Below are 26,746 nucleotides of genomic sequence, written 5' to 3' on the forward strand. Positions count from 1 at the left end.
CCTTTCAACTCCTTCCAGGCTTCGATGAACTGAAGCAAGTCGCTGTCGAAAACCGCGTAACTCGTTGAATCTCAAGGAGTTTTCCGTTTCGACTGCGCCGGAAGTGGGGCGAATTATAGACTTCCAGAATCTGCCGTCAACCGTTAATTTCAGTTTTCTTTCAACAACTTACAGATCGGTTAAAAAACGCACAAATCCATCTATATATAGGCAGGAAACAGCCTTCTTCTATATAGAAGCGATACTCAAAGCACTCCATCAGCCTTGAGTGCCTCTACCGCGCCAGCGCCCAGACCCAGCACCCGCTGCAAAACCTCCAACGTATGCTCGCCCAATAAAGGAGGCGCGCGAAGGTACTCGACCGGCGTCTGCGACAGCCGGATCGGACTCGCCACCTGCGGGACCATCCCCGCCAATGCGTGCGGAAGCTCTATCGCCAACCCACGCGCCTTCACCTGCGGATCCTCAAACACTTGGGACAGATCATTGATCGGCCCACACGGCACACCCGCTTGCTCCAGCTGAGCCACCCATTCGGCGGTAGTCTTGAATACCGTCGCCTGGCGGATCAGAGGAATCAACACCGCGCGGTTAGCCACCCGCAGCTTGTTAGTCGCGAAACGCGGATCATCCGCCCACTGCGGCTGGCCCGCCACCTCGGCAAACTTGCGGAACTGGCCGTCATTGCCAACGGTAAGAATGAAATCACCGTCGGCCGTCGGGAAGTCCTGATAAGGCACGATGTTCGGGTGTGCATTACCCAGACGTTTCGGCGCATTGCCGGTAGTCAGGTAGTTCATTGCCTGGTTCGCCAGGCATGCGACCTGTACATCCAGCAAAGCCATATCGATGTGCTGCCCGCCACCGTCGTGATCACGATGAGCCAGCGCCGCCAGAATCGCCACGGTCGAATATAGCCCCGTAAGAATGTCCGTCAGCGCCACTCCCACCTTCACCGGCCCGGCGCCTTCATCACCTTCAGGGCGACCGGTCAGGCTCATCAGCCCGCCCAGCCCCTGGATCATAAAGTCATAACCCGCACGCTTGGCATACGGCCCGGTTTGACCGAAGCCAGTGATCGAGCAATAGATCAGATCCGGATTGATCGCCTTCAGCGACTCATAGTCCAGCCCATAGGCAGCCAGCCCACCGACCTTGAAGTTCTCGATCAGAATGTCCGACTTCGCCGCCAGCTCCCGCACCAGGTTCTGCCCTTCAGGCCGAGTGAAGTCGATCGTTACCGATTGCTTGTTGCGGTTGGCCGACAGGTAATAGGCCGCCTCGCTGGTGTTTTCCCCATAAGCGTCTTTAAGGAAGGGCGGCCCCCAGGCACGTGTGTCATCACCATTGCCCGGGCGCTCGACCTTGATCACCTCGGCGCCAAGGTCGGCGAGAATCTGTCCGGCCCACGGCCCGGCCAGCACACGTGATAAATCCAGTACCCGCAGATGCGACAGCGCGCCCATGGTCGCCCTCCTGTTAATAGAACGCCTGCAGACCGGTTTGCGCGCGACCGAGGATCAGCGCGTGAACGTCGTGGGTACCTTCATAGGTATTCACCACTTCCAGGTTGACCAGGTGACGGGCCACGCCGAACTCATCGGAGATGCCGTTGCCGCCCAACATGTCACGGGCCATGCGGGCGATATCCAGCGACTTGCCACAGGAGTTGCGCTTCATGATCGAGGTGATCTCGACCGCAGCGGTTCCTTCGTCCTTCATGCGCCCCAGACGCAGACAGCCTTGCAGGGCCAGAGTGATCTCGGTCTGCATGTCGGCCAGCTTCTTCTGAATAAGCTGGGTGGCAGCCAATGGACGCCCGAACTGCTGACGATCAAGGGTGTACTGGCGAGCGGTGTGCCAGCAGAACTCGGCAGCGCCCAATGCGCCCCAGGAGATGCCGTAGCGCGCGGAGTTAAGACAGGTGAACGGGCCTTTCAGACCGCGCACGTCCGGGAAGATGTTTTCTTCCGGCACAAACACGTTGTCCATGACGATTTCGCCGGTGATCGAGGCGCGCAGACCGACCTTGCCGTGAATCGCCGGAGCGCTCAAGCCCTTCCAGCCTTTCTCCAGGACGAAGCCACGGATGTCGCCGGCATCGTCCTTGGCCCAGACCACGAACACATCGGCGATCGGGCTGTTGGTGATCCACATCTTGGCGCCGGTCAGGCTGTAGCCGCCGTCGACTGTGCGCGCACGGGTGATCATCGCACCCGGGTCAGAACCGTGGTTTGGCTCGGTCAGACCGAAGCAGCCGATCCATTCGCCAGATGCCAGTTTCGGCAGATATTTCTGTTTCTGTGCTTCAGTGCCGAATTCGTTGATCGGCACCATCACCAATGAGGACTGCACACTCATCATAGAACGGTAGCCAGAGTCGACACGCTCGACTTCGCGAGCAATCAGCCCGTAGCTGACGTAGTTCAGACCGCTGCCACCGTATTGTTCAGGGATGGTCGCACCGAGCAGACCGACTTCGCCCATTTCGCGAAAGATCGCCGGGTCGGTTTTCTCATGGCGGAAAGCTTCAAGCACGCGTGGCGCCAGGCTCTGCTGAGCGAATTGGGCGGCGGTGTCGCGGATCATGCGCTCTTCTTCGGTGAGCTGTTGATCCAGCAGCAGGGGATCGATCCAGTTGAAGCTAGCTTTACCGCCCATGAGTGTGTCCTCGCAAATCGGTGAATTAACGTGGCATTGATCCTAGGCCCGGTTCGCCAGCGCGGCAAACGAGGATTTCGCATCCTGTTGTGCTAATTTCTCACTCCGAAACGTCGCTGAATGCCTTTTATGCGGCGCATTAGTGAGGTTGACGTACATGCGCAGGAAGATCCCCAGCACCACCGCCCTGATCAGCTTCGAAGCCGCCGCTCGCCACGAAAGCTTTACCAAGGCTGCCGAAGAACTTTCCCTCACCCAGGGCGCCATTTGCCGACAGATCGCCAGCCTTGAGGAGTTCCTCAGTGTGGAACTGTTCCGACGCTCGCGACGCGGAGTGAAGCTGACGGAAGCAGGCCTTTCCTACAGCCGTCGGGTGGCCACGCAACTCGACGCCGTCGAGCGCGACACGCTTTCGGTGATGGGCCAGCAGGGCACAAATGTGATCGAACTGGCGGTGGTGCCCACCTTCGGCACGCAATGGCTGCTGCCACGGCTCAAGGACTTCCAGCTCAAACACCCGGAAGTAACGGTCAACCTGACCAACCGCACCCGCCCGTTCCTGTTTGCCGACACTGATTTCGATGCGGCAATCTACTTTGGCGACGCCGATTGGTCGGGTACCGAATCCCACAGGCTGATGGGCGAAAATCCGATGCCGGTATGCAGCCCCGCTCTCCTCGGCAGCAAGAAACATCTGACACCCAACGAGATTGCCGAGCTGCCTCTGTTGCAGCAAACCACCCGTCCCTACGCCTGGCGCCAATGGTTCAATTCACAGCACCTGAACATCCCACGCGACATGACAGGCCCGCGCTACGAGCTATTCTCCATGCTGGCCCAAGCGGCCATGCACGACATGGGCATCGCGCTGATTCCACCGTTCCTGATTCGGCGCGAACTGGCCGAGAAACGCTTGGTGATCGCCAACCCGAGTGCGCTCTCCAGCATCAAGGCGTATTACCTGATGATTCCGGAACGAAAGGTCGAATCGGCATCACTCAAGGCTTTTCGCGATTGGCTGGTCAATCAGGCAAACAGCTACAGCCTAGAAGGATAAAGGCTTACAGCGATTACTAACCCGGTAGTCAGGAAAATCAAAGCCCTACAGATATAAGTATTTGTCGCAAAATCACAGACTGTATCCGAAAGTCGTACAGACGTCCCACAAGCGCCTGAAGACGTGGCTTTGAGCCTTCATCCACGACTCATTACGGCCTATTCACGCCACCGATGAGAAATTTTTTCAAATTCAGCCAGAATCCTTGCAAGGCACGGCCTGCAAGGGATTCATCTGGCCATCTGCGACATTCGGTCACGGGATGACTTGTAGTTAATTTTCCGTCACCCATCATAATCCCTTGAAGGGCATAAAGTTCGCCTGCAAAATGCCGCGCCCCGCCCTGATTTGGCGGGATCGTGCTGATCGGCCGCCCCAGTCGCACCATCCGCAGTGCCTGGGTTTACTCAATAAGATCACGCAGGAGATTTGACGTGCACATTGGTGTTCCTCTCGAAACCCAGACCGGTGAAACACGGGTTGCTGCAACCCCGGAAACCATTAAAAAGCTGATCAGCCAAGGCCATAAGGTCACTGTGCAAACCGGCGCCGGCGTTAAAGCCAGTGTTGTCGACAGTGCCTATGAAGCGGCGGGCGCAACCATTGGCAGTGCCAACGATGCGTTCGGCGCCGAGCTGATTCTCAAAGTGGTCGCCCCCAGCGACGCCGAACTGGCGCTGATCAAGCGCGGCACGGTGCTGGTGGGCATGCTCAACCCCTTCAATAACGAAACCATCGCCAAAATGGCCGAGTGCGGGATCACCGCGTTCGCCCTCGAAGCGGCGCCGCGCACCTCTCGGGCGCAGAGTCTCGATGTGCTGTCGTCGCAGGCAAACATTGCCGGCTACAAGGCTGTGTTGCTGGCCGCGCACTACTATCCGCGCTTCATGCCGATGCTGATGACCGCTGCGGGCACCGTGAAAGCGGCGCGCGTGCTGATTCTGGGTGCCGGCGTGGCCGGGTTGCAGGCGATTGCCACGGCGAAACGTCTGGGTGCGGTGATCGAAGCGTCTGACGTGCGTCCGGCGGTGAAGGAACAGATCGAATCCCTCGGCGCCAAGTTCGTCGATGTGCCTTACGAGACTGACGAAGAGCGTGAATGCGCGGTCGGTGTCGGCGGTTACGCGCGGCCTATGCCGGCAAGCTGGATGCAGCGTCAGGCCCAGGCTGTGCACGAACGCGCCAGGCAGGCCGACATCGTCATCACCACCGCACTGATCCCGGGCCGCAAGGCGCCGACACTGTTGAGCGCGGACACCGTGGCGCAGATGAAGCCGGGCTCGGTGGTCATCGACCTCGCGGCTGCGCAGGGCGGCAATTGCCCGCTGACCGTCGCCGATCAGGTCGTGGTCGAGAACGGCGTGACCATCGTCGGCCCGACCAACCTGGCCGGTGAAGTCGCTGCAGACGCCTCGGCGCTGTACTCCCGCAACCTGCTGGACTTCCTCAAGCTGGTGTTCACCAAAGAAGGCCAGTTCGACGTCAACCTCGAAGACGACATCGTCGCCGCGTGCCTGATGTGCCGCGACGGCCAAGTCATCCGCAAAAACGCCTAAGCAGGGATTCAGACGATGGAAGAGCTTATCTCCCCCGGTATCTACAACCTGATCATCTTCGTGCTGGCGATTTATGTCGGTTACCACGTGGTCTGGAACGTTACACCTGCGCTGCACACGCCGTTGATGGCGGTGACCAATGCCATTTCGGCAATCGTGATCGTCGGCGCCATGCTCGCTGCTGCGCTGACCGTCACGCCGCTGGGCAAGACCATGGGCACCCTCGCCGTGGCACTGGCTGCGGTCAATGTGTTCGGTGGCTTCCTGGTTACCCGCCGCATGCTTGAGATGTTCAAGAAGAAAGCCCCGAAAGCAAAAGAAGAGGCGCCGAAGTAATGAGCATGAATCTCGTCACGACGCTCTACCTGATCGCGTCGATCTGCTTCATCCAGGCCCTCAAAGGCCTGTCGCACCCGACCACTTCGCGGCGCGGCAATCTGTTCGGCATGCTCGGCATGGCGCTGGCCATTCTCACCACCATCGGCCTCATCTATAAGCTGGGTGCCGAGCTGGCGACTGCCGGTATCGGCTATGTGATCGTTGGCCTGCTGATCGGCGGCACTGCCGGCTCGATCATGGCCAAACGCGTCGAAATGACCAAGATGCCAGAGCTGGTCGCGTTCATGCACAGCATGATCGGTCTGGCGGCGGTGTTCATCGCCATTGCTGCGGTGGTCGAGCCGCAATCGCTGGGCATCGTCAAGCAACTGGGCGACTCGATCCCGGCGGGCAACCGTCTGGAGCTGTTCCTCGGCGCGGCGATTGGTGCAATCACCTTCTCCGGCTCGGTGATCGCGTTCGGCAAGCTCTCGGGCAAGTACAAGTTCCGCCTGTTCCAGGGCGCGCCGGTACAGTTTGCCGGTCAGCACAAGCTGAACGCGGTACTCGGTCTGGCGACACTGGTGCTGGGCGTGACCTTCATGCTCACCGGCAACCTCGCCGCGTTCGCGCTGATGCTGGCTCTGGCGTTCGTGATGGGCGTGCTGATCATCATCCCGATTGGCGGCGCCGACATGCCGGTGGTGGTGTCGATGCTCAACAGCTATTCGGGTTGGGCGGCAGCAGGTATCGGCTTCTCGCTGAACAACTCGATGCTGATCATTGCCGGCTCTCTGGTGGGTTCGAGCGGTGCGATCCTCTCGTACATCATGTGCAAGGCGATGAACCGTTCCTTCTTTAATGTACTGCTTGGCGGTTTCGGCAACACGGCCGACGCAGGACCTGCCGGTGCGAAAGAAGCCCGTCCGGTGAAATCCGGTTCGGCCGACGACGCAACGTTCCTGCTGACCAACGCCGACACCGTGATCATCGTCCCGGGTTACGGCCTGGCGGTGGCCCGTGCGCAGCATGCATTGAAAGAGCTGACCGAGAAACTGACCCATCGCGGCGTGACCGTGAAGTACGCGATTCACCCGGTGGCCGGTCGCATGCCGGGGCACATGAACGTGCTGCTCGCCGAGGCCGAAGTGCCTTACGACCAGGTGTTCGAGATGGAAGACATCAACTCCGAGTTCGGCCAGGCCGACGTGGTGCTGGTACTCGGCGCCAACGACGTGGTCAACCCGGCCGCCAAGAACGATCCGAAATCGCCGATTGCCGGCATGCCGATTCTCGAAGCGTTCAAAGCCAAGACCATCATCGTCAACAAGCGCTCGATGGCCAGCGGTTATGCCGGTCTGGACAACGAACTGTTCTACTTGGACAAGACCATGATGGTGTTCGGCGACGCGAAAAAAGTCATCGAAGACATGGTCAAAGCGGTGGAGTAATCCTCCGCAGCTGCACCGGACGCCCCGACTTGTCGGGGCGTTTTTGTTTGCGCAAACCGTCGGACAATTTGCCACGTTGTTGCAGATCCAGTAACGGTGTTTTACTTCAAACCCGCTAAATAGACGCCTCGTTTGCGACCTTGGTAGCGGGACAGGCGCCCGCGAAATTCACTAGACTGCGCATCCTGCTACTCGCTTCCCGAGAAAATAATCCATGTACCGTGACCGTATTCGCCTGCCTTCGTTGTTGGATAAAGTGATGAGCGCCGCCGACGCCGCCGCGCTGATTGAAGACGGCATGACCGTCGGCATGAGCGGCTTCACCCGCGCGGGCGAAGCCAAAGCCGTCCCTCACGCACTGGCCGAGCGAGCCAAGGTCACGCCGCTGAAGATCAGCCTGATGACCGGCGCCAGCCTGGGCAACGACCTCGACAAGCAACTGACCGAGGCCGGCGTGCTGTCGCGGCGCATGCCGTTCCAGGTCGACAGCACCTTGCGCAAGGCGATCAACGCCGGCGAAGTGATGTTCATCGACCAGCACCTGTCGGAAACCGTCGAGCAACTGCGCAACCAGCAACTGAAGCTGCCGGACATCGCAGTGATCGAAGCCGTGGCCATCACCGAGCAAGGCCACATCGTGCCGACCACCTCGGTGGGCAACTCGGCGAGCTTCGCGATTTTCGCCAAGCAGGTGATTGTCGAGATCAACCTGGCGCACAACGCCAACCTCGAAGGCCTGCATGACATCTATATCCCGACCTATCGCCCGACGCGCACGCCGATCCCGCTGGTGAAAGTCGACGATCGCATCGGCAGCACCGCGATCCCGATCCCGCCGGAAAAGATTGTCGCCATCGTCATCACTCAGCAGGCGGATTCGCCGTCCACGGTGTCGACCCCGGATGTCGACACCAATGCCATCGCCGAACACCTGATCACCTTCTTCAAGCAGGAGGTCGACGCCGGGCGCATGACCAACAGGCTCGGCCCGTTGCAGGCCGGGATCGGCAACATCGCCAACGCGGTGATGTGCGGCCTGATCGATTCGCCGTTCGAAGACCTGACCATGTACTCCGAAGTGCTGCAGGACTCGACCTTCGACCTGATCGACGCCGGCAAGCTGAGCTTTGCGTCGGGCAGCTCGATCACTTTGTCGGAGCGGCGCAACAGCGACGTATTCGGCAACCTGGAGAAGTACAAGGACAAACTGGTGCTGCGCCCGCAGGAAATCTCCAACCACCCGGAAGTGGTGCGTCGTCTGGGTATCATCGGTATCAACACCGCGCTGGAGTTCGACATCTACGGCAACGTCAACTCCACCCATGTCTGCGGTACGCGGATGATGAACGGCATTGGTGGCTCGGGCGACTTCGCGCGCAACGCACACCTCGCGGTGTTCGTGACCAAGTCGATCGCCAAGAGCGGCGCAATTTCCAGCGTGGTGCCGATGGTCAGCCACGTTGACCACACCGAGCATGACGTCGACATTCTGGTGACCGAAGTCGGTCTGGCTGACCTACGCGGCCTGGCCCCACGCGAACGCGCTCGGGTGATCATCGACAACTGTGTGCACCCGGACTATCGCCAGGCGCTGAACGACTACTTCACCGCAGCGTGCGCCATCGGCGGCCATACCCCACACATCCTGCGAGAAGCCCTGAGCTGGCACATCAACCTGGAAGAAACCGGACGCATGCTCGCGGTGTAATCACACAGTCAAACCGCTGATGCAAACACAGTTTGTGTCAGCGGATTTTTTAACCCGCCACATCTGGCAAAAACTGTACTGCTGTACCGGTTGTTTCCTACAGATTTTGCCTACCTCCTTCCTCGAATTGAGCAAAAACGCACCACATTAGTGCTGACAGGTACAGTTTGCTCAATTTCGACCCGTACACCCCCTATAAACAGTTAACTGGTCACTCACAATACAGTTGAACTGTATCTAGAGAGACTAGGCAAACGAGAGGATCATGGGCACCAGTTAAACCACTACCTGATCCCGCCACAAGCGGAAGGATGTCAACCATGGAACGTACACTCAGTTCCGAACTGTTCTTCGAAGACAAAGCTGCAAAAAACCAGGCTTCCCTGCCTCTGCGCGTTATCGCCAACCTGATGTTGTGGCAGCGCCGCATCTCCAGCCGCCACCAACTGGCTCGTCTGGATTCGCGTCTGCTGGCTGACGCCGGTATCAGCGAAGCACAACGCTACGAAGAGCTGAGCAAGCCGTTCTGGCGCTAAGTAGCGTCGCTGGCTCTGGTCGTCAGACCCACCGCCAGCAACCCGAATTGAACACACAAGACCCGTCGCGGGAAACCGCGACGGGTTTTGTCGTTTCAGGGTTCGAGAATGCCCGTACAGCAGAATATTCAAAGCACAGGTACAGTTCTCAATAATCAACATCTGAACCAGTACAATTTTTTAGGAGTGTATCTGCTCGCCAAACTGCATCGGGCGCAGCATGTCCTTAATCCTCCTCGGTTTAAGGAAAACGCCATGAAAGGCTTACAGGATGTTTCGACCGCTTCGACTCTACCCCGCGCTCACTCGCACCCACTGCGGCGCCTGTTTCGACCCCTGTGGCAAGGACTGGAGCGCGCCAGGACGCGGCGCCTGCTGGCTCAACTGGACCAGCGCGACCTAGCGGATCTGGGCCTCAGCCATGCCGATCGGCTCAGAGAACTGGAGAAACCCTTCTGGCGCTAGCATTCTGCCCACTGTCCGAACCTCGCGCGCAGGCCTAATATCCACGCCAGAACGTGGCGAATCTTCTGTAACCCGCGTCTGACTCATCAGACACAAGCCACCTCTCAATACGGTTTACTATCAGGAGATACACCATGTCCCGTCTTCGCCTGCTCAGCGCTGCCGCCTTGCTGGCCGTGGCTGCCAACGCCAGTGCCTCCAGCTTCATTGTGACCACCGACGCCGTGGTTGGCGCGCTGAAATCCTCCTCGGACGCCACCTCCGATGTCAGCTCTTCGCTGCGTGACAACAAAGTCGTGATCGCCGCCCGTGACGACGCTGCCAGCTTCGTCGCCAGTGAAGGCCAGATCCGTGGCGTGAAACTGGAAAGTGCTCTGGACCTGATCCGTCATCAGGCACCGCAACTGAACGCGACCGACTTCCAACTGGCGCAAGCCATCCTCGCGATCTGATCCGCCATTGCCGGACGGGGCACGCCAGTCGTGTCCCGATGTTTCGCCGCTGGCTCTGGCCCGGGCATTTGCGCTAGCCTTGAAGCTCGTTAACCGTTACCGAGTCTCATGCGTTTATTCAGACTGTTTTTCCCTTGCGTATTGGTCAGTGCCTTCTGGGCGACCTCGGTCGATGCCTTTGATGTCTCCACACAAAACACCGTGGTCAGCGTTTGGGCGACCGGAATGGTGTCTTCCGCACCGTTCGACCGTAAACTGATCATCGCCGCTCACGATGACGCGGCGGCGTTTGTTGCCAGTGACGGTCAATTGCGCGGCGCGCAGCTCGAATCCGCCCTGCATTACTTGCGCAAATCCCGACCAAAACTTCATGTCAGCGACCTTGAACTGGCACAGGCAATTCTCGTCCAATAGTTATCATGATCCCTCGTTAACATTGCCCTCCGGAGTCGTTCCATGCGTAGCCCGCTGATTGCTGCCGCCCTTGGCCTGTTTTTGTTGGCCGATGTGGCCCAGGCACACACCCTGGTAGCCACCAGTAACATCATCGTTCGTGCCTCCCAGCGCACCATCGATTTCACCTCCGATACCACCACGTCGATTCGCGATTCGAAAATCATCCGCGAAGCCCACGACGATGCGGCCAGCTTCGTTGCCACCAACGGCGATATCCGCGGTGCGCACCTGGAAGCCGCCCTCAACACCTTGCGCACGCGCGTGCCGGAAGCCCGCGACGCCAGTGATCAGGTGCTCGCCGAAGCCATCCTCGCCCTGTGAAGTCACTCGGCGCCTGGCTGCTGGCCGGGGCACTGTTGCTGCTTGGCAACAGCGCCCACGCCAGCCTGCAATTGCGGCTCAAGACCGACGGCCTGAGCCCCGCCCAGCAGCAGGCCAGCCAGGCGCTGCTCGATGAAGCCATGCACAAGTTGCCGCCCAGCTTCGTCGAACAACTGGACCGGCGCATCGATGTCGGCTGGACCGACGACATGCCCGGTAACGCCTACGGCCAGGCGACCCTGGTTGCCGAGCTCGACCTGAACCGCAAACTGCTCGCCGGTCTCACCGACGGCAGCGCGGCCACAGAGAAAACCAATCGCCCCCATGGCACTGTGCGCCAGGAACTGCTGGCAACGGTGCTGCATGAACTCACCCACATTTATGACCGCGCGCGCCTGTGGCCCGCCGCCGAGCGCACGCTGATTCAGCGCTGCACTCGCCGCAGTAACAGCGCCGGCCTGGTCGGCATTCCCGATGAGTGCCGTGGCCAGACCGAGCGACGCTTCACCCTCAGCGATGATCCACGTCTGCTCGATCTCGCCGGCTGGCAACAGTACGTCGGGCGCCGCGGCGAGCGTGAACAACACAATCGTCAGGTGGCCCGCAGCCCGGACCTGTACGAGATCTCCAGCCCGAAAGAGTTTGTCGCGGTCAACATGGAGTATTTCCTCCTCGACCCGAGCTACGCCTGCCGCCGTCCGGCGCTCTATCGCTACTACAAGGCGCGCTTCGGCTGGGCACCACCGGCCAAGGACACTTGCAGCAACACTTTCGCTTTTCTCAACGCCGGCAACGATTTCGCCAAGCAACCCCTGGGGCAGGTCGACCCTGAGCGGGTGTATGCCGTCGATTATCTGCTGGCCGAAGCCAACCAGAACTGGGTCAGCCGCTGGGGCCACAGCATGCTGCGCCTGGTGATCTGCGCGCCGGGTCGACCACGGGGCCCGGATTGCCGACTCGACCTCGACCAGCACCTGGTGCTGTCCTATCGCGCCTTTGTCGGCGACGTGCAGCTGTCGAGCTGGGACGGACTGGTCGGCAAATATCCGTCACGCCTGTTCGTCCTGCCGCTTGCGCAGGTCATCGACGAATACACCAAGACTGAATTGCGCAGCCTCGCCTCGGTGCCATTGAATCTGTCACGCGACGAGATCGAAGGCGTGGTCGAACACGCTGCCGAAATGCACTGGAGTTATGACGGCAACTACTTCTTCCTGTCGAACAACTGCGCGGTGGAAGGCCTCAAGCTGCTGCGCAGCGGCAGCAACAACAAGCAACTTGTCGGCCTCGACAGCATCATGCCCAACGGCTTGCTGGAGGTGATGAAAGGTCGCGGGTTGGCCGACACCAGCGTGCTCGACAATCCCAAGGAAGCCCTGCGCCTGGGTTACCGCTTCGATTCGTTCCGCGATCGCTATCAGGCGATGTTCGATGTGTTGAAAAAGCAGCTGCCGATCAAGCAAACCAGCGTCGAAGATTGGCTATCGCTGTCTGCCGAAGAACGTCGCCAGTGGTTCGAACTTGCAGACCTGCGCACCAGCGCTGCATTGCTCCTGCTGGAACAGGCGAGTTATCGCCGCCAGTTGCTGCTGGCCCAGGACGAGGTCAAGCAGCGCTACCTCGGCGCCCGGGAGCTGGAAAACGGCGGCATGGACAAGGCCAACGCCACCCTGCAGGAAATTCTCGCCAACAGCGGCTTCCTCAGTCGTCCGGCAGAACTGCTCGACAGCCGTGGCTACGGGCTGCCGCAACCAAGCGAGTTCAAGCGCCTGCAGGACGAAAGCGCCCAACGCCAGAAACAACTGCTGGCGCTGAGCGGCGATCTGGACAAGGAAGTGCGCAAGTTGCTGGAACCCAAGCGAGCGGCCGAAATTGCCGCCAGCGAAGCCAACGTGAAGCAGATCGGCGAGCATCTGCGCAGACTGCACAAGGCGTCCGGCGGACTGGAGCTACCCTGAGACAAAAGACTGGAACTGAATCTTGTGGCGAGGGAGCTTGCTCCCTCGCCACAGATGATCGTGCCAAATCAGTACAAAACACCATCCAGAATTTCGTAAACGATCCCGGTACCCACTGCGATCAGCACGATATCGCCCCCGGCGCGGCGCCACTCATAACCCGGATAAACCGGCAGACGACTCAGCGCCCGACCGTCCAGCCGCTCGCCGTAGTAACCATGCGGTAACGGCCGGCCGCGTTCCAAATGGATTCCCGGAGGTGGCGGTGCGCCGCGAACGAAGTAGCCGTGATTGTCGCGAATGGTCTGCCGTACCGGGCCGAAGTCGCGTGGCGGGCCGCCTCGGTGGTCGTTCTGCGGGCCACGGTGATCGTCACCACGGTTATCGTAGTGGCCCTGCTGCGGGCCGCCGTGGTCATGATCATCGCGTGGATCGGCGCTGGCCAGCAGCGGCGTCGCGCTTAGCATCAGCACGCCCAGTCCGGCAATCAGACGTTTCGGCATTTTCATCAAGTCTTCCTCACTGCACCAACAGCAAAAAGGGATTCAGAACGTGGTTCTGAATCCCTCGGTCTTGCTCAATTAGGCCGTGATGTGAGGCGCTAATTCCTCTGTATCAGGAACTTTACCTTCAGCTGACGCGGGCCTGACGCACGCCCTCGGACAGCGCCTTGCACAGACCCAGCACGCCATCGACAGCCTGGGCCGGCGTGGTCGCATTGGCGATGTGATCGATCAGTGCCGAACCCACCACCACCCCGTCCGCCAAACGAGCGATGGACGCCGCCTGCTCCGGAGTACGGATACCGAAACCGATGCTGATCGGCAGATCAGTGTGTCGACGCAAACGGGTGACCGCCTCTTCGACATGCTCCAGAGTTGCTGCACCGGCACCGGTCACGCCGGCCACCGACACGTAGTAAACGAAGCCCGAGCTGCCATTGAGCACTTTCGGCAGACGCGCATCATCAGTGGTCGGGGTGGTCAGGCGGATGAAGTCCAGACCCGCAGCCTGTGCCGGGTCGCACAGTTCATTGTTGTGCTCTGGCGGCATGTCGACCACGATCAGACCGTCGACGCCCGCTTCCTTGGCATCAGCGATGAAACGTTCAACGCCGTACATGTGGATCGGGTTGAAATAGCCCATCAGCACCAGCGGCGTGTCGCTGTTGCCTTCGCGAAACTCGCGAACCATTTGCAGGGTTTTCGCCAGATTCTGCTTGGCGCCCAAGGCACGGATGTTCGCCAGTTGAATCGCCGGGCCGTCGGCCATCGGGTCGGTGAACGGCATGCCCAGCTCGATCACGTCGGCGCCAACGCCGGGCAAACCTTTGAGGATCGCCAGCGAAGTGTCGTAGTCCGGATCACCGGCGGTGACGAAAGTCACCAGCGCGGCGCGATTCTGTTGCTTGAGGTCGGCAAAACAGGTTTGCAGGCGGCTCATCAGTGTTTCTCCTGCTTCGACTGTTCCATATGGTGCATGACGGTCTGCATGTCTTTGTCGCCACGGCCGGAGAGGTTGACCACCATCAGGTGATCCTTCGGCAGTTTCGGTGCGCGTTTGAACACTTCAGCCAGCGCATGCGCGCTTTCCAGTGCCGGGATGATGCCTTCGAGGCGGCAGCACTGGTGGAACGCGGCGAGGGCTTCGTCGTCAGTCACCGAGGTGTACTGGACGCGGCCGATGTCATGCAACCAGGCGTGCTCAGGGCCAATGCCCGGATAGTCGAGGCCGGCGGAAATCGAGTGGGCGTCAATGATCTGTCCATCGTCGTCCTGCAGCAGGAAGGTACGGTTGCCGTGCAGCACACCGGGTACGCCACCGTTGAGGCTGGCCGCGTGCTTGCCGGTTTCGATGCCGTAACCGGCCGCTTCAACCCCGATGATTTCGACGCTCTGATCATCGAGGAACGGGTGGAACAGGCCCATGGCGTTGGAACCGCCGCCGATGCACGCCACCAGGCTGTCCGGCAGACGACCTTCCTGAGCTTGCAACTGCTCGCGGGTCTCCTTGCCGATCACCGCCTGGAAGTCGCGCACCATGGCTGGATACGGGTGCGGGCCGGCCACGGTGCCGATCAGGTAGAAGGTGCTGTCGACATTGGTTACCCAGTCACGCAGCGCTTCGTTCATCGCGTCTTTCAGGGTGCCGGTGCCGGCCACCACCGGAATCACTTCGGCGCCCAGCAGCTTCATGCGGAACACGTTGGCCTGCTGACGCTCGATGTCAGTGGTGCCCATGTAGATTACGCAGTCCAGACCGAAACGTGCGGCCACGGTGGCCGTCGCCACGCCGTGCATGCCAGCGCCGGTCTCGGCGATGATGCGTTTCTTGCCCATGCGCCGCGCCAGCAGGATCTGGCCGATGCAGTTGTTGATCTTGTGCGCGCCGGTGTGGTTCAGCTCTTCGCGTTTGAGGTAGATCTTCGCGCCGCCGCAGAACTCGGTCAGACGCTCGGCGAAGTACAGCGGGCTCGGACGACCGACGTAGTCACGCTGGAAGTAGGCCAATTCTTCTTTGAATGCCGGATCTTCCTTGGCCGTTTCGTATTCACGGGCCAGATCGAGGATCAACGGCATCAGGGTTTCCGCGACGTAGCGGCCACCAAACGCGCCGAACAGGCCGTTATCGTCAGGCCCGCTACGCAGGTTGGAGGTGTTCGAAGTCTGGGTCATGATGTGCTCCAGGTGAATTCGGGTAAGAAGACAATGGCGTCCACTCTACCCCTGACCTTCCAGGCTGAAAACCGATAAGATCGCCACAACCTGTCAGGAAAACTCACAGATACCATGAGCCACGACCTTCCCCCGCTGAACGCCCTACGCGCGTTCGAAGCCACCGCCCGGCTGAACAGTGTCAGTCAGGCGGCCGAACAGCTGCACGTCACTCATGGTGCAGTCAGCCGTCAGCTCAAAGTGCTCGAAGAGCATCTGGGCGTGAGCCTGTTCATCAAGGATGGTCGCGGCTTGAAACTCACAGATGCCGGTGTTCGTTTGCGAGATGCCAGCGGTGAGGCCTTTGATCGGTTGCGCAGTGTGTGTGCCGAGCTGACGCAAAGCACCGCTGACGCGCCGTTCGTGCTCGGCTGCTCCGGCAGTCTGTTGGCGCGCTGGTTCATCCCACGCCTGGGGCGGCTCAACGCCGATCTGCCGGACTTGCGTCTGCACTTGTCAGCGGGTGAAGGTGATCTTGACCCGCGGCGCCCTGGACTCGATGCCTTGCTGTTGTTCGCCGAGCCGCCATGGCCGGCAGACATGCAGGTCTACGAACTGGCCGCAGAACGCATCGGCCCGGTGATGAGCCCGCTGTTCAGTGGCTACCAACGCCTGCAAGCGGCGCCGGCGTCAGCCTTGCTCAGCGAGCCGCTGCTGCACACCACATCGCGCCCGCAAGCCTGGCCGAGTTGGGCACAGCAAAATCACCTCGACGCCAAGTCGTTGAAGTTGGGGCAAGGTTTTGAGCATTTGTATTATCTGCTGGAAGCCGCAGTGGCCGGACTCGGCGTGGCAATCGCGCCAGAGCCGCTGGTGGCCGAGGACTTGAAGGCCGGTCGCCTGGTTGCGCCGTGGGGCTTTTGCGAAACCCCGGCGCAACTGGCGTTGTGGCTACCCAAGCGCGCCGCAGACGGACGCGCCCGGCAACTGGCGCAATGGCTCAAGAATGAGCTGCGCCAGACGGATCACTCGCCGCGCTTGAACAGCAAATAAGCAGCCAGCAGACCGATTGCACCGACCGCCACACCGGCGGTGGTCCAAGGGTGTTCCTGAGCGTAATCGCGGGTGGCGATGCCGGTCTCGCGGGTTTTCACTTTAACTTCTTCATAGGCATCGCTGAGCAGGCTGCGCGAATGTTTCAGCGCGCTTTCAGCGTTGCTCTTGAGCGCCTTAAGGGTCTTGCGCGACTCGTCGGACGCGTCGTCCTTCAGGCTTTCCAACGATTTGAGCAGACTCTCGATCTCGGCTTCCATGCTTTGCAACGAGGCTTTACGTAAAGAGGTGTTGGCCATGGTGGCTCTCCTGCATTGGTGATGAGTGGCGTGTGTTGGTTGGGACTTCAGCGGTTTGAGAAAGTGCAGAAAATCTGAACTTCGCTTGCATCGAGCCGCCGAAATCAACAGAGCAGATTGACTGCTAGTCTCAATTCCACACGTCAATTCCAAACGTTAAGGAGATCGCCATGAGTGACCATCATACGTACAAGAAAGTCGAGCTGGTCGGCTCGTCCACCAGCAGCATCGAAGACGCCATCAACAACGCGTTGGCCGAAGCCAACAAGAGCATCAAACATCTGGAATGGTTTGAAGTGGTCGAGACCCGTGGCCACATCAAGGACGGCAAGGCTGCGCATTTCCAGGTAACCCTCAAAGTGGGCTTTCGCATTGCCAGCAGCTGAGTTTGGGCTACGCTTCTGAACTTGCGCGCTGGCCGAGTGCCATAGGAATGGCAAAGCGCTACAAGGTGAGTGCATCGGCACAGCCGGTGCCCGCCTCTTTTAATCCGACCAGGGAGTGCGACCGATGAAGAAGTTCATATTGGCAGTAGGTTTGTTGAGCCTTGCGGGTGGCGCGTTTGCTGCTGGCAAGCCTTGTGAAGAGCTGAAAGGCGAGATTGCAGCGAAGCTGGATGCCAAGGGCGTTGCAGGGTATTCGCTGGAGGTTGTCGACAAGGGAGCCAATGGCGGAAAAGTTGTGGGCACCTGTGAAGGCGGCACCAAGGAAATCGTCTACAAACGCGGGTGATCGCGATTGAAATGCAAAAGCCGACGCGAAGGCGTCGGCTTTTTTGTGGGCCACTGGTTCCCAATGTGGGAGCGGGCTTGCTCGCGAAAGCGTTATGTCAGCCGACATCCAGGGTGTCTGACACTCCGTCTTCGCGAGCAAGCCCGCTCCCACAGAAGCCGTATTCCAGAGTCAGCCCTTCATGACTTGGGCCAGCAACTCATAGGAATGCAGGCGATCGGCATGCTCATACAGATCGCAGGTGAAAATCAGCTCATCGGCCTGCGTCTGCTCGACCAGCACCTCCAGCTTCGCACGGATCTTCTGCGGGCTGCCAACCATTGCCAGACCGAGGAAATCCCCCACCGCCTCGCGCTCATGGGGCAGCCACAAGCCGTCCATGCTTTTCACTGGCGGGCGCTGCACCAGACTCTGCCCACGCATCAGCGCGAGAATTCGCTGGTACACCGAGGTCGCCAGGTAGTCGGCCTGCTCGTCGGTATCGGCCGCCACCAGCGGCACCCCAAGCATCACGTACGGTTTGTCGAGCACTGCCGACGGCTTGAAGTGGTTGCGATAGACGCGAATCGCCTCATGCATGAAGCGCGGAGCGAAGTGCGAGGCGAAGGCGTAGGGCAACCCGCGCTCACCGGCCAGTTGCGCACTGAACAGGCTGGAACCGAGCAACCAGATCGGCACATTGGTGCCGGTGCCGGGCATGGCGATCACCCGCTGATCCGGGGTGCGCGGGCCGAGGAAGCGCGCCAGCTCGGCGACATCTTCCGGGAAATCATCGGCACTGCCGGAGCGTTCGCGGCGCAGGGCGCGGGCGGTCATCTGGTCGGAGCCGGGCGCACGGCCCAGACCCAGATCGATGCGTCCCGGATAGAGGCTTTCGAGAGTACCGAACTGCTCGGCGATCACCAGCGGCGCATGATTGGGCAGCATCACCCCGCCGGAGCCGACGCGAATCGTCGAGGTGCCACCGGCCAGATACCCCAGCAGCACCGACGTGGCGGAGCTGGCGATACCGTCCATGTTGTGGTGTTCGGCGACCCAGAAACGGGTGTAGCCAAGCTTCTCGACATGCTGTGCCAGATCCAGCGAGTTGCGCAGCGATTGCGCCGGGCTGCCGTTCTCGCGCACGGGCACCAGGTCGAGGGTGGAAAACTTTACGTCGGACAGTTGCTTCATAAACCTGCGTCTCCGAATGAGGAGGCAGGTTTTTCTTGCGAACGAAAACCTGCCCAATCCATAAGCGTGTTTTATGCAATGAGGGCATATACCCGAGTTTCAATAGCCGCGATGAAATTTCCTACTAAAAAAGTCAACGATTCAGCCGGGCTGAACTTTGTCCCGACGTCTATCCTCAGAAGCCTTGCAAGTAAAAACCACGACGGCGCGGCGTTCCGCGCCAGATCTTGAGGAGGCAGACATGGCTATCGTGAAGAAAGCATCCGCACATTGGGCAGGCGATCTGAAAACCGGCATCGGCTCGATCTCTACCGAGACTGGCGTGCTCAGAGAAGCCCCCTACGGCTTCAAGGCCCGCTTCGAGGGCGGCAAGGGCACCAACCCGGAAGAACTGATCGGCGCCGCACACGCCGGCTGTTTTTCCATGGCGTTTTCGATGATTCTCGGTGATGCAGGCCTGAAGGCCGAGAGCATCGACACCCAGGCTGAAGTCACCTTGGATCAGGTCGAGGGTGGCTTTGCCATCACCGCGATCAAGCTGATCCTCAAGGCGAAGATCCCGGGCGCTACTCAGGCGCAGTTCGAGGAACTGAGCAACAAGGCCAAGGAAGGGTGCCCGGTGTCCAAGGTACTGAATGCGAAGATTACTCTTGAGGCTTCGCTGGTCAGCTGATCAGGCATTAACTGCACTGGCGCCATCGCGAGCAGGCTCACTCCTACATTCGATCTCCAGTGGACACATCAAGTGTGAACAATCGGGATCCCCTGTAGGAGTGAGCCTGCTCGCGATGGCAATCCAACAATCACCACAATTCCTGAAGATGTGAGCGAAGTCAGAACCCGCCCCGCAAAAATATGGTCGAATAAGTGACAGCAGCTTCAGCGCACGCCCGTGCGCGCTGCATCAGGGAGCTTCATCTATGAAACGTATTGGCTTGGCGATTCTTTGCAGTGCACTGGCCACAACGGTACTCGCCGCACCGAAAGACTGCGAAGAATTGAAGAAAGAGATCGAAGTAAAGATCCAGGCGAATGCAGTGCCGTCCTACACACTGGAAATTGTCAGCAAGGAAGAGGCCGACAAGCACGACGTGGCGATGGTTGTCGGCACCTGCGAAAACGGCACAAAAGCGATCGTCTACCAGAAGAACGACATCTGACAGTCCGCTCAAGGCACGCAGTTGATCTGGCGCTCTTCGGCAACTATCTGCCCTTGGCGATTGATCAACCGAGCACTCGGCGTGAACGCCAGCGACCGGGCTTCAAGTCGGTAACGTTGCCCGGCTTCGAAATGATCGTAGCGCACGGTCATGTAACACAGGCGTTCCTGCGGGTCGGTGTCCAAGCCCTGGCTGCCACCGAAGATCTCGAAATCGAAGCGCACCGTCAGCTCATGACTGCCCGGCGCGACCTGGAAAAAGCGCCCGTCCCGCAGGCGCACGTTGTCCAGCCGTTCAGCCATCAGCACCTTACCGCCGGGTGTCGGCATCGAAAAGTCGACCCAGGCCTTGCCGGGATCGGCTGCCGGCATCGGGCTCTGGCAGCCAGCAAGCAGACTTGCAGCGAGCAACAACGTCAACCTGTGCATGATCAATGTCCCGTGATTTGGACATCCAGCATAATCCCGATCAGGTTTTCTGGCAGCCTGCGGGTGTGCCCTGCCCTACGACTTTGCGCTGTTCATCATAAAGCCTGGCCCATGGCCGAAAACCGATGCTGCCGGCCTGCAACTGATAGCGCTGACCGGCGTTGAAGTCCTTGAATGTCAGCTTCAACTGACAATCGCGCCACAGCGGTTCGGCGTCGGGGCCGATGTTGGTGGCTTCGACCGGAAACTGATAACGCACCTTCAACTCATGGCTGCCGGGCTGCACTTCGAAATAACGTTTGTCGACAGTTGCCTTGTCATCGACTTTCAGCGCTTGCAACGCCGTGTCCTGTTGCCGGGCATCGAGATCAATCCAGGCTTGCGAGGGGTCAGGATCGGGCATTCCGAATCCGGCACAACCGGCCAGCGTCAGCAGGCCTCCTGTCAGCAACAACATGCGCATAGCGAAGCTCCAAATGGCGGGATAGTCTTGCGGGCAGACTTTCCAAAGGATTTTTATTTTGAGCAGGCCGCTTCCAAGCCATGGGTTACTTGATCGCGTTTTTCGGATTTTGTTTCCGGGGGTGATGTTTTTGTTGCTCAACGGTTGTTCCAGCGTCAGCTATTACAGCCAGTTGGCCAGCGGTCAGTTGCAGTTGTTGCGCGCGCGTGAGCCGGTGGCCAAGGTGATTGCCGACCCAAGCCGCGATGCAACCCTGCGCACGCACCTGACCCAGTCGCAAAAGGCACGGGACTTCGCCAGCGAACAGCTGCACCTGCCGGACAACCAGAGCTATCGGCTGTACGCCGACATTGGCCGGCCGTATGTGGTGTGGAACGTGTTCGCCACCCCGGAGTTTTCCCTGACCCCGCAGAACCATTGCTTCCCGATCGCCGGTTGCGTGGCCTATCGCGGCTACTACAGCCAGAGCGCCGCGCGCGGCGAAGCGGCGATCCAGCGCCTGCAAGGCATGGACGTGGCGATTGGCGGCGTCGAGGCTTATTCGACCCTCGGCTGGTTCAATGACCCGATCCTCAATTCGATGATGGGCTGGGGCGATGAGCGTCTGGCCACACTGATCTTTCATGAACTGGCGCATCAGCGTTTCTATGTGAAAGACGACACCGAGTTCAATGAGTCGTTTGCCACGTTTGTCGAGCAGGAAGGCACCCGCCAGTGGCGGGCGTTTCGTGGCCTGCCGCCGGACACCGATGCCAGGCTCAAGCAGCGCGATCAGTTCATCGAACTGGTGCTGGAAACGCGCTCACGCCTGGAAAAGCTCTACGCTCAGCCGCTGCCAGCCGAGCAGATGCGCGAACGCAAAGCGGCGACGTTCGAGCAGTTTCGCCGCGAATATCGATTGATGCGCGACCGCCAGTGGGCCGGGGACAAGCGTTACGACGCCTGGGTGAACATGCCGCTGAACAATGCGCGTTTGCTGCCGTTCGGGCTGTATGACCAGTGGGTGCCGGCGTTTGCAGCGTTGTTCAGGCAGGTTGGGGGGGATTGGCTGCGGTTTTATGCCGAGGTTGAGAAGCTGGGAGATTTGCCGGTTATCGAGCGTAAGGCAGCACTCAAAGCATTGGCAGAAGCCTGATTTTTCGCGGTCTGTACTGGCCTCTTCGCGAGCAAGCCCGCTCCCACAGGTGACATGCATGCCTCCTGTGGGAGCGGGCTTGCTCGCGAAGACTGACTCATCAGCGCCGCAAAAACGCCTGATGCAACTCAGCCAAAGTCTCAAAGTGATAAGCCGGCGCTTCGGCACTCAACTCTTCAAAACTGCCAAACCCATAGCCCACTGCCGCCGCGTCCACGCCGTTGCTGCGCGCGCCGATCAGATCATGCTTGCGGTCGCCGATCATCAGCGTATTGGCCGGATCCAGCCCTTCTTCGGCGATCAGGTGCGCAATCAGCTCGACCTTGTTGGTCCGCGTGCCATCCAGCTCACTGCCGTAGATCACCTTGAAGTGTTTGGCGAAGTCGAAGTGCCGGGCGATTTCCCGGGCGAACTCCCAAGGTTTGGAGGTCGCGATATACAGCTGTCGCCCTTGCCCGCTCAGGGTTTCCAGCAACGGCGTGACGCCGTCGAACACACGGTTCTCGTACAGGCCGGTGACCTTGAAGCGCTCGCGATAGAAATTTACCGCCTCCCAGGCCTTGGCCTCGTCGAAGCCATAAAACTGCATGAACGCCTGCAACAGCGGCGGGCCGATGAAGTGTTCGAGTTTGCTCAGGTCCGGCTCGTCGATGCCGAGTTTGCTCAAAGCGAACTGGAGGGAACGGGTGATGCCCTCACGCGGGTCGGTCAGGGTGCCATCGAGGTCGAACAGTATGGTCTGGTAATGCATGAGAAATCCTGAGCAGGTGTAAGTCGTTTCAGAGCTGGTCGTAGCCTTCGGCCAGATGCAGGTCCTTGAGCTTCACGTAGTTCGCCGCGCTGTAGGTGAAGAAGGCTTGTTCCTTGTCGGTCAGCGGGCGGATCTGCTTCACCGGGCTCCCCACGTAGAGGAAGCCACTTTCCAAGCGCTTGCCCGGCGGCACCAGGCTGCCGGCGCCGATGATCACATCGTCCTCGACCACCGCGCCGTCCATGACGATGCTGCCCATACCGATCAGCACACGGCTGCCAACGCTGCAGCCATGCAGCATGACCTTGTGGGCGATGGTCACGTCATCGCCGATCAGCAGTGGGAAACCATCCGGGTTGAACGGGCCGGCGTGGGTGATGTGCAGCACGCAGCCGTCCTGCACGCTGGTGCGCGCGCCGATACGGATGCGGTGCATGTCGCCACGGATCACGGTCAGCGGCCACACGGAGCTGTCTTCGCCGATTTCGACGTCGCCGATCACCACCGCGGAGGCGTCGACAAACGCGCCCTTGCCGAGTTGCGGGGTGTGATTCTGGTACTTGCGAACGGGCACGATAAGTTCTCTCTCTGTCGCCGATAGCTGCGGTGAGTGTCGATTGTAATTAAGATGGGCGCATGTTTCTTCCAGCCAAGGTGCCAACCGTGAGCGTGAACAACCCTCTTCTGCAGTCCTACGACCTGCCACCGTTCTCCACGATCCGTGCCGAACACGTGCTGCCAGCCATCGAAACCATCCTGGCCGACAACCGCGCCGCCATCGCCGAAATCCTCAAGACCCAAGGCCAGAATCCGACCTGGGCCGGCCTGGTACTGGCGATGGACGAACTCAACGATCGCCTCGGCGCTGCCTGGAGCCCGGTCAGCCACCTCAATGCCGTGTGCAACAGCGCCGAACTGCGCGAAGCCTACGAGTCGTGCCTGCCGGCCCTGAGCGCCTACTCCACCGAGATGGGCCAGAACCGCGAACTGTTCCAGGCCTATGAAGCGCTGGCCAACAGCCCGGAAGCCGCCGGTTTCGACGTGGCGCAAAAAACCATTCTGGAACACGCCCTGCGCGATTTCCGTCTGTCGGGTATCGACCTGCCGGAAGCCGAACAGAAGCGCTACGCCGAAGTGCAGAGCAAACTGTCCGAGCTGGGCAGCCGCTTCTCCAACCAACTGCTCGACGCCACACAAGCCTGGACCAAGCACGTCACTGAGGAGGCTGCCCTCGCCGGCCTGACTGATTCGGCCAAGGCGCAAATGGCTGCCGCCGCGCAGGCCAAAGGTCTCGATGGCTGGCTGATCACCCTGGAATTCCCGAGCTACTACGCGGTGATGACCTACGCCCAGGATCGCGCGCTGCGTGAAGAAGTCTATGCCGCCTACTGCACCCGTGCGTCGGACCAAGGCCCGAACGCCGGGCAGAACGACAACGGCCCGGTCATGGAAGAGATCCTCGACCTGCGTCAGGAACTGGCAAAACTCTTGGGCTTCGCCAGTTTCTCCGAGCTGAGCCTGGCCACGAAAATGGCCGAGTCCAGCGATCAGGTGCTGAGCTTCCTGCGCGACCTGGCCAAACGCAGCAAGCCGTTCGCTGCGCAGGATCTGCAGCAGCTGCGCGCCTACGCCGCCGAACAGGGCTGCGCCGATCTGCAAAGCTGGGACAGCGGTTTCTACGGGGAAAAACTCCGCGAGCAACGCTACAGCGTCGCTCAGGAAACCCTGCGTGCGTACTTCCCGATCGATAAAGTCCTCGGCGGTCTGTTCGCTATCGTCCAGCGCCTGTACGGCATCGAAATCGCCGAACTGAAAGGCTTCGACACCTGGCACCCGGACGTGCGCCTGTTCGAAATCAAGGAAAACGGCCAGCACGTCGGCCGCTTCTTCTTCGACCTCTACGCCCGCGCCAACAAGCGCGGCGGTGCGTGGATGGACGGCGCCCGCGACCGCCGCCGTACCGCTGACGGCGTGCTGCAAAGCCCGGTGGCCAACCTGGTGTGCAATTTCACCCCGGCCGACAGCGGCAAGCCTGCGCTGCTGACCCATGATGAAGTGACCACCCTGTTCCACGAATTCGGTCACGGCCTGCATCACCTGCTGACCCGCGTTGATCACGCCGGTGTTTCCGGGATCAACGGCGTGGCGTGGGATGCGGTCGAGCTGCCGAGCCAGTTCATGGAAAACTGGTGCTGGGAGCCGGAAGGCCTGGCGCTGATCTCCGGTCATTACGAAACCGGCGAGCCGCTGCCGCAAGACCTGCTGGAAAAAATGCTCGCGGCGAAAAACTTCCAGTCCGGGCTGATGATGGTCCGTCAGCTGGAATTCTCGCTGTTCGACTTCGAACTGCACGCCACTCACGGTGACGGCCGCAGCGTGGCGCAAGTGCTGGAAGGCGTGCGCGACGAGGTGTCGGTGATGCGTCCACCGGCGTACAACCGCTTCCCCAACAGCTTCGCGCACATCTTCGCCGGCGGTTACGCCGCGGGTTACTACAGCTACAAGTGGGCGGAAGTGCTGTCAGCCGATGCCTTCTCCAGGTTCGAAGAAGACGGCGTGCTCAACGCCGAAACCGGTCGCGCCTTCCGCGAAGCGATTCTGGCGCGCGGTGGCTCACAGGCACCGATGGTGCTGTTCGTCGACTTCCGTGGCCGTGAGCCATCGATTGACGCACTCTTGCGCCATAGCGGCCTGAGTGAGGACGCAGCAGCATGAGTGAGGCACCTGTGATTACCAAGAAGCGCTTTATCGCCGGGGCTGTCTGCCCGGCGTGCAGCGAGCCGGACAAACTGATGATGTGGAACGAGGACAGCGTGCCGCACCGTGAGTGCGTGGCCTGCGGTTACTCGGATACGCTGAACGAGCAAGGGCTGTCGGTTCCCAAGGAACTGGGCACGCGGGTCAATACCAGCGCGCTCAAGCCGGCGCCGGACAAGACTGTCCAGGCCGTGCAGTTCTTTCCGAATCCGAAGCTGAAGAAAAAGTCCGAAGACTGAGCCGGCGAATGACCCTCCACGGTGCAATGCCGTGGAGGGTGCGGCTTACTTGAGGTTGACTGACTGGAACCAGCTCTTCATCGAGCAAGTGGCAAAGGCACTGGTGCTGCAGTCGCCGTTGGCCAGCGCGGTGCGCAGCTTGTCGACATCGGCCTGCATCACGTAGCGCACGCCATCCTTGAAATGGCCGCTTTCACCAAAACCGCCCTGCGTCATTTCATTCAGCGCGTCTTCCTTGCTCCAGCCCTGCACCACGATCCGGTACATCGCCGCCATCAGGCCGGTGCGGTCGGAACCGTGTTTGCAGTGCATCAGCACCGGGCCGTTGGCTTCGGCAGCCTGAATCGCGCGCAGCGTCTTGAGCACATCGGCGTCATCGACGTGGTTGGTGCGATAAGGCAGTTGCACTTGATTGATGCCCGGCTCCGACAGCCAGCTGCTGTCAGCTTCCGGCAGGAAGTTGATCACCGTCGCCACTTTCAGGTTCTTCAGCAACGGCACTGCGCCGCCATCCGGCAAGGCGCTGCGGTAGAGGGTTGGCGACATCTGGAACAGGTTGTACTGCACTTCAACCGGTTGCGCCCATTCAGGGGGACGCGATGTTGCAGCGGCGTCAGCCTGGGCCGGCATCAAGTGCAACAGGGCAACAAGCGACAAACACAAAGCAGGGAAAAGGCGCACTCGAGACATGCTGGGCTGACCGTATCGGAATTCATCAATGAAAGGCCTCGCAGCTTCCACGTCTGACGGTCAAAGCCCTGTGAGGCACTTGTCAAAGAATCGTGAATCCGTGCGATTTCATTGAGCACTCAGGTAAAAAACCGCAGCTTTTTCCGCTGAATCGGTTCAACCCGATGCATAGCCTGCTACCATTTGTCACACGATGTTGCAGGCGTCCCCCTTTTCCCGGTCAACCACCGGGCCACGCCGCGACGAAAAATGCTCACGCCGTTCGCAGAAACG

General features: G+C 60.1%; 31 protein-coding genes. 19 read left to right on the forward strand and 12 right to left on the reverse strand.

Going from position 1 to position 26,746, the window contains the following annotated elements:
* Positions 1-245 precede the first annotated feature (245 nt).
* The gene (locus M0808_RS00005) at positions 246-1,466 is read right to left on the reverse strand and encodes a CaiB/BaiF CoA-transferase family protein (protein ID WP_098966520.1); all 1,221 of its coding nucleotides are present in this window, start codon (positions 1,464-1,466) and stop codon (positions 246-248) included.
* A gap of 13 nt (positions 1,467-1,479) precedes the next feature.
* The gene (locus tag M0808_RS00010) at positions 1,480-2,661 is read right to left on the reverse strand and encodes an acyl-CoA dehydrogenase (protein WP_247839407.1); all 1,182 of its coding nucleotides are present in this window, start codon (positions 2,659-2,661) and stop codon (positions 1,480-1,482) included.
* Between the two features lie 157 nt (positions 2,662-2,818).
* Between M0808_RS00010 and M0808_RS00015 the strand changes: the two genes are divergently transcribed.
* From M0808_RS00015 to M0808_RS00065, 11 genes are all read left to right on the forward strand, one after another.
* Positions 2,819-3,718 (forward strand): LysR family transcriptional regulator, encoded by a 900-nt coding sequence (locus M0808_RS00015; protein ID WP_247839409.1) that lies wholly within the window; start codon positions 2,819-2,821, stop codon positions 3,716-3,718.
* 434 nt (positions 3,719-4,152) lie between these two features.
* Positions 4,153-5,274, forward strand: coding sequence for a Re/Si-specific NAD(P)(+) transhydrogenase subunit alpha (locus tag M0808_RS00020; protein WP_247839411.1), 1,122 nt, complete (start codon positions 4,153-4,155; stop codon positions 5,272-5,274).
* Positions 5,275-5,289: 15 nt separating this feature from the next.
* Positions 5,290-5,610 carry an NAD(P) transhydrogenase subunit alpha gene (locus tag M0808_RS00025; RefSeq protein WP_003220416.1) on the forward strand — a complete coding sequence of 107 codons (321 nt, stop codon included), beginning with the start codon at positions 5,290-5,292 and terminating at the stop codon, positions 5,608-5,610.
* Complete coding sequence (locus M0808_RS00030) at positions 5,610-7,043, forward strand: NAD(P)(+) transhydrogenase (Re/Si-specific) subunit beta (protein ID WP_007962843.1); 1,434 nt, start codon at positions 5,610-5,612, stop codon at positions 7,041-7,043. The genes M0808_RS00025 and M0808_RS00030 overlap by 1 nt, the downstream gene beginning before the upstream one ends.
* A gap of 214 nt (positions 7,044-7,257) precedes the next feature.
* Positions 7,258-8,751: an acetyl-CoA hydrolase/transferase family protein gene (locus M0808_RS00035; RefSeq protein WP_247839413.1), complete on the forward strand. Its 1,494-nt coding sequence runs from the start codon at positions 7,258-7,260 to the stop codon at positions 8,749-8,751.
* Positions 8,752-9,071: 320 nt separating this feature from the next.
* Positions 9,072-9,287, forward strand: a complete 216-nt coding sequence (locus tag M0808_RS00040; protein ID WP_007962833.1) for a DUF1127 domain-containing protein — start codon at positions 9,072-9,074, stop codon at positions 9,285-9,287.
* A gap of 255 nt (positions 9,288-9,542) precedes the next feature.
* Complete coding sequence (locus M0808_RS00045; protein WP_027610194.1) at positions 9,543-9,752, forward strand: DUF1127 domain-containing protein; 210 nt, start codon at positions 9,543-9,545, stop codon at positions 9,750-9,752.
* A gap of 134 nt (positions 9,753-9,886) precedes the next feature.
* Positions 9,887-10,204 carry a DUF2388 domain-containing protein gene (locus tag M0808_RS00050; protein WP_007962831.1) on the forward strand — a complete coding sequence of 106 codons (318 nt, stop codon included), beginning with the start codon at positions 9,887-9,889 and terminating at the stop codon, positions 10,202-10,204.
* A 108-nt stretch (positions 10,205-10,312) separates the two neighbouring features.
* Positions 10,313-10,618: a DUF2388 domain-containing protein gene (locus M0808_RS00055; RefSeq protein ID WP_098966511.1), complete on the forward strand. Its 306-nt coding sequence runs from the start codon at positions 10,313-10,315 to the stop codon at positions 10,616-10,618.
* 42 nt (positions 10,619-10,660) lie between these two features.
* On the forward strand, positions 10,661-10,981 hold the full coding sequence (locus tag M0808_RS00060) for a DUF2388 domain-containing protein (protein WP_007911662.1): 321 nt from the start codon (positions 10,661-10,663) through the stop codon (positions 10,979-10,981).
* The gene (locus M0808_RS00065) at positions 10,978-12,939 is read left to right on the forward strand and encodes a DUF4105 domain-containing protein (protein WP_247839415.1); all 1,962 of its coding nucleotides are present in this window, start codon (positions 10,978-10,980) and stop codon (positions 12,937-12,939) included. Before M0808_RS00060 ends, M0808_RS00065 begins: the two co-directional genes overlap by 4 nt.
* A gap of 68 nt (positions 12,940-13,007) precedes the next feature.
* On the opposite strand, the gene M0808_RS00070 is transcribed toward M0808_RS00065, so the two are convergent.
* The 3 genes from M0808_RS00070 to trpB all read right to left on the reverse strand — a co-directional run bounded on the left by M0808_RS00070 (position 13,008) and on the right by trpB (position 15,614).
* Positions 13,008-13,448, reverse strand: coding sequence for an anti-virulence regulator CigR family protein (locus tag M0808_RS00070; RefSeq protein ID WP_047597088.1), 441 nt, complete (start codon positions 13,446-13,448; stop codon positions 13,008-13,010).
* Positions 13,449-13,569: 121 nt separating this feature from the next.
* Positions 13,570-14,382 carry a tryptophan synthase subunit alpha gene (gene trpA / locus M0808_RS00075; protein WP_247839417.1) on the reverse strand — a complete coding sequence of 271 codons (813 nt, stop codon included), beginning with the start codon at positions 14,380-14,382 and terminating at the stop codon, positions 13,570-13,572.
* Positions 14,382-15,614: a tryptophan synthase subunit beta gene (gene trpB / locus M0808_RS00080; protein WP_103483941.1), complete on the reverse strand. Its 1,233-nt coding sequence runs from the start codon at positions 15,612-15,614 to the stop codon at positions 14,382-14,384. Before trpB ends, trpA begins: the two co-directional genes overlap by 1 nt.
* Before the next feature lie 114 nt (positions 15,615-15,728).
* On the opposite strand from trpB, the gene M0808_RS00085 reads away from it, so the two are divergent.
* On the forward strand, positions 15,729-16,646 hold the full coding sequence (locus M0808_RS00085; protein WP_247839419.1) for a LysR family transcriptional regulator: 918 nt from the start codon (positions 15,729-15,731) through the stop codon (positions 16,644-16,646).
* Here the strand turns inward: M0808_RS00085 and M0808_RS00090 are convergent.
* On the reverse strand, positions 16,619-16,945 hold the full coding sequence (locus M0808_RS00090; protein ID WP_003220391.1) for a DUF883 family protein: 327 nt from the start codon (positions 16,943-16,945) through the stop codon (positions 16,619-16,621). The genes M0808_RS00085 and M0808_RS00090 overlap by 28 nt on opposite strands.
* A 170-nt stretch (positions 16,946-17,115) precedes the next feature.
* Between M0808_RS00090 and M0808_RS00095 the strand changes: the two genes are divergently transcribed.
* Entirely contained in the window at positions 17,116-17,331 is a 216-nt protein-coding gene (locus tag M0808_RS00095) for a dodecin (RefSeq protein ID WP_027610201.1), read from the forward strand.
* 124 nt (positions 17,332-17,455) lie between these two features.
* On the forward strand, positions 17,456-17,677 hold the full coding sequence (locus tag M0808_RS00100; protein ID WP_027610202.1) for a DUF1161 domain-containing protein: 222 nt from the start codon (positions 17,456-17,458) through the stop codon (positions 17,675-17,677).
* A 171-nt stretch (positions 17,678-17,848) separates the two neighbouring features.
* On the opposite strand, the gene M0808_RS00105 is transcribed toward M0808_RS00100, so the two are convergent.
* On the reverse strand, positions 17,849-18,850 hold the full coding sequence (locus tag M0808_RS00105) for an LLM class flavin-dependent oxidoreductase (RefSeq protein WP_127649345.1): 1,002 nt from the start codon (positions 18,848-18,850) through the stop codon (positions 17,849-17,851).
* A gap of 241 nt (positions 18,851-19,091) precedes the next feature.
* Here M0808_RS00105 and M0808_RS00110 point away from each other — a divergent pair, with 241 nt between their 5' ends.
* Positions 19,092-19,523, forward strand: coding sequence for an OsmC family protein (locus tag M0808_RS00110; RefSeq protein WP_007962818.1), 432 nt, complete (start codon positions 19,092-19,094; stop codon positions 19,521-19,523).
* 247 nt (positions 19,524-19,770) lie between these two features.
* Positions 19,771-20,010, forward strand: a complete 240-nt coding sequence (locus M0808_RS00115; protein WP_027610205.1) for a DUF1161 domain-containing protein — start codon at positions 19,771-19,773, stop codon at positions 20,008-20,010.
* 8 nt (positions 20,011-20,018) lie between these two features.
* On the opposite strand, the gene M0808_RS00120 is transcribed toward M0808_RS00115, so the two are convergent.
* Both M0808_RS00120 and M0808_RS00125 read right to left on the reverse strand, forming a co-directional pair.
* Entirely contained in the window at positions 20,019-20,438 is a 420-nt protein-coding gene (locus tag M0808_RS00120; protein WP_027610206.1) for a hypothetical protein, read from the reverse strand.
* A gap of 40 nt (positions 20,439-20,478) precedes the next feature.
* Positions 20,479-20,901: a hypothetical protein gene (locus tag M0808_RS00125; protein ID WP_096797306.1), complete on the reverse strand. Its 423-nt coding sequence runs from the start codon at positions 20,899-20,901 to the stop codon at positions 20,479-20,481.
* Positions 20,902-20,959: 58 nt separating this feature from the next.
* On the opposite strand from M0808_RS00125, the gene M0808_RS00130 reads away from it, so the two are divergent.
* Positions 20,960-22,036: an aminopeptidase gene (locus tag M0808_RS00130; protein WP_139054998.1), complete on the forward strand. Its 1,077-nt coding sequence runs from the start codon at positions 20,960-20,962 to the stop codon at positions 22,034-22,036.
* 100 nt (positions 22,037-22,136) lie between these two features.
* Here the strand turns inward: M0808_RS00130 and M0808_RS00135 are convergent, their stop codons facing one another.
* Both M0808_RS00135 and M0808_RS00140 read right to left on the reverse strand, forming a co-directional pair.
* Positions 22,137-22,787, reverse strand: a complete 651-nt coding sequence (locus tag M0808_RS00135; RefSeq protein WP_247839421.1) for an HAD family hydrolase — start codon at positions 22,785-22,787, stop codon at positions 22,137-22,139.
* Between the two features lie 28 nt (positions 22,788-22,815).
* Complete coding sequence (locus M0808_RS00140) at positions 22,816-23,361, reverse strand: gamma carbonic anhydrase family protein (RefSeq protein WP_003220373.1); 546 nt, start codon at positions 23,359-23,361, stop codon at positions 22,816-22,818.
* 62 nt (positions 23,362-23,423) lie between these two features.
* On the opposite strand from M0808_RS00140, the gene prlC reads away from it, so the two are divergent.
* Positions 23,424-25,502, forward strand: coding sequence for an oligopeptidase A (prlC, locus tag M0808_RS00145; RefSeq protein ID WP_167797057.1), 2,079 nt, complete (start codon positions 23,424-23,426; stop codon positions 25,500-25,502).
* On the forward strand, positions 25,499-25,783 hold the full coding sequence (locus tag M0808_RS00150; protein ID WP_007962808.1) for a YheV family putative zinc ribbon protein: 285 nt from the start codon (positions 25,499-25,501) through the stop codon (positions 25,781-25,783). Before prlC ends, M0808_RS00150 begins: the two co-directional genes overlap by 4 nt.
* Positions 25,784-25,828: 45 nt before the next feature.
* On the opposite strand, the gene M0808_RS00155 is transcribed toward M0808_RS00150, so the two are convergent.
* Complete coding sequence (locus M0808_RS00155; protein ID WP_027610212.1) at positions 25,829-26,473, reverse strand: dual specificity protein phosphatase family protein; 645 nt, start codon at positions 26,471-26,473, stop codon at positions 25,829-25,831.
* Positions 26,474-26,746: the final 273 nt, after the last annotated feature.

The organism is Pseudomonas sp. MWU12-3103b (assembly GCF_023100615.1).
GTDB classification, from domain to species: Bacteria; Pseudomonadota; Gammaproteobacteria; order Pseudomonadales; family Pseudomonadaceae; genus Aquipseudomonas; species Aquipseudomonas putida_A.

Coding starts and splice junctions, on each gene's coding strand:
- M0808_RS00005 (WP_098966520.1), bottom strand. CDS start 1,466: ATGGGCGCGCTGTCGCATCTGCGGGTACTGGATTTATCACGTGTGCTG.
- M0808_RS00010 (WP_247839407.1), bottom strand. CDS start 2,661: ATGGGCGGTAAAGCTAGCTTCAACTGGATCGATCCCCTGCTGCTGGAT.
- M0808_RS00015 (WP_247839409.1), top strand. CDS start 2,819: ATGCGCAGGAAGATCCCCAGCACCACCGCCCTGATCAGCTTCGAAGCC.
- M0808_RS00025 (WP_003220416.1), top strand. CDS start 5,290: ATGGAAGAGCTTATCTCCCCCGGTATCTACAACCTGATCATCTTCGTG.
- M0808_RS00030 (WP_007962843.1), top strand. CDS start 5,610: ATGAGCATGAATCTCGTCACGACGCTCTACCTGATCGCGTCGATCTGC.
- M0808_RS00035 (WP_247839413.1), top strand. CDS start 7,258: ATGTACCGTGACCGTATTCGCCTGCCTTCGTTGTTGGATAAAGTGATG.
- M0808_RS00040 (WP_007962833.1), top strand. CDS start 9,072: ATGGAACGTACACTCAGTTCCGAACTGTTCTTCGAAGACAAAGCTGCA.
- M0808_RS00045 (WP_027610194.1), top strand. CDS start 9,543: ATGAAAGGCTTACAGGATGTTTCGACCGCTTCGACTCTACCCCGCGCT.
- M0808_RS00050 (WP_007962831.1), top strand. CDS start 9,887: ATGTCCCGTCTTCGCCTGCTCAGCGCTGCCGCCTTGCTGGCCGTGGCT.
- M0808_RS00055 (WP_098966511.1), top strand. CDS start 10,313: ATGCGTTTATTCAGACTGTTTTTCCCTTGCGTATTGGTCAGTGCCTTC.
- M0808_RS00060 (WP_007911662.1), top strand. CDS start 10,661: ATGCGTAGCCCGCTGATTGCTGCCGCCCTTGGCCTGTTTTTGTTGGCC.
- M0808_RS00070 (WP_047597088.1), bottom strand. CDS start 13,448: ATGAAAATGCCGAAACGTCTGATTGCCGGACTGGGCGTGCTGATGCTA.
- trpA (WP_247839417.1), bottom strand. CDS start 14,382: ATGAGCCGCCTGCAAACCTGTTTTGCCGACCTCAAGCAACAGAATCGC.
- trpB (WP_103483941.1), bottom strand. CDS start 15,614: ATGACCCAGACTTCGAACACCTCCAACCTGCGTAGCGGGCCTGACGAT.
- M0808_RS00085 (WP_247839419.1), top strand. CDS start 15,729: ATGAGCCACGACCTTCCCCCGCTGAACGCCCTACGCGCGTTCGAAGCC.
- M0808_RS00090 (WP_003220391.1), bottom strand. CDS start 16,945: ATGGCCAACACCTCTTTACGTAAAGCCTCGTTGCAAAGCATGGAAGCC.
- M0808_RS00095 (WP_027610201.1), top strand. CDS start 17,116: ATGAGTGACCATCATACGTACAAGAAAGTCGAGCTGGTCGGCTCGTCC.
- M0808_RS00100 (WP_027610202.1), top strand. CDS start 17,456: ATGAAGAAGTTCATATTGGCAGTAGGTTTGTTGAGCCTTGCGGGTGGC.
- M0808_RS00105 (WP_127649345.1), bottom strand. CDS start 18,850: ATGAAGCAACTGTCCGACGTAAAGTTTTCCACCCTCGACCTGGTGCCC.
- M0808_RS00110 (WP_007962818.1), top strand. CDS start 19,092: ATGGCTATCGTGAAGAAAGCATCCGCACATTGGGCAGGCGATCTGAAA.
- M0808_RS00115 (WP_027610205.1), top strand. CDS start 19,771: ATGAAACGTATTGGCTTGGCGATTCTTTGCAGTGCACTGGCCACAACG.
- M0808_RS00120 (WP_027610206.1), bottom strand. CDS start 20,438: ATGCACAGGTTGACGTTGTTGCTCGCTGCAAGTCTGCTTGCTGGCTGC.
- M0808_RS00125 (WP_096797306.1), bottom strand. CDS start 20,901: ATGCGCATGTTGTTGCTGACAGGAGGCCTGCTGACGCTGGCCGGTTGT.
- M0808_RS00135 (WP_247839421.1), bottom strand. CDS start 22,787: ATGCATTACCAGACCATACTGTTCGACCTCGATGGCACCCTGACCGAC.
- prlC (WP_167797057.1), top strand. CDS start 23,424: ATGTTTCTTCCAGCCAAGGTGCCAACCGTGAGCGTGAACAACCCTCTT.
- M0808_RS00150 (WP_007962808.1), top strand. CDS start 25,499: ATGAGTGAGGCACCTGTGATTACCAAGAAGCGCTTTATCGCCGGGGCT.
- M0808_RS00155 (WP_027610212.1), bottom strand. CDS start 26,473: ATGTCTCGAGTGCGCCTTTTCCCTGCTTTGTGTTTGTCGCTTGTTGCC.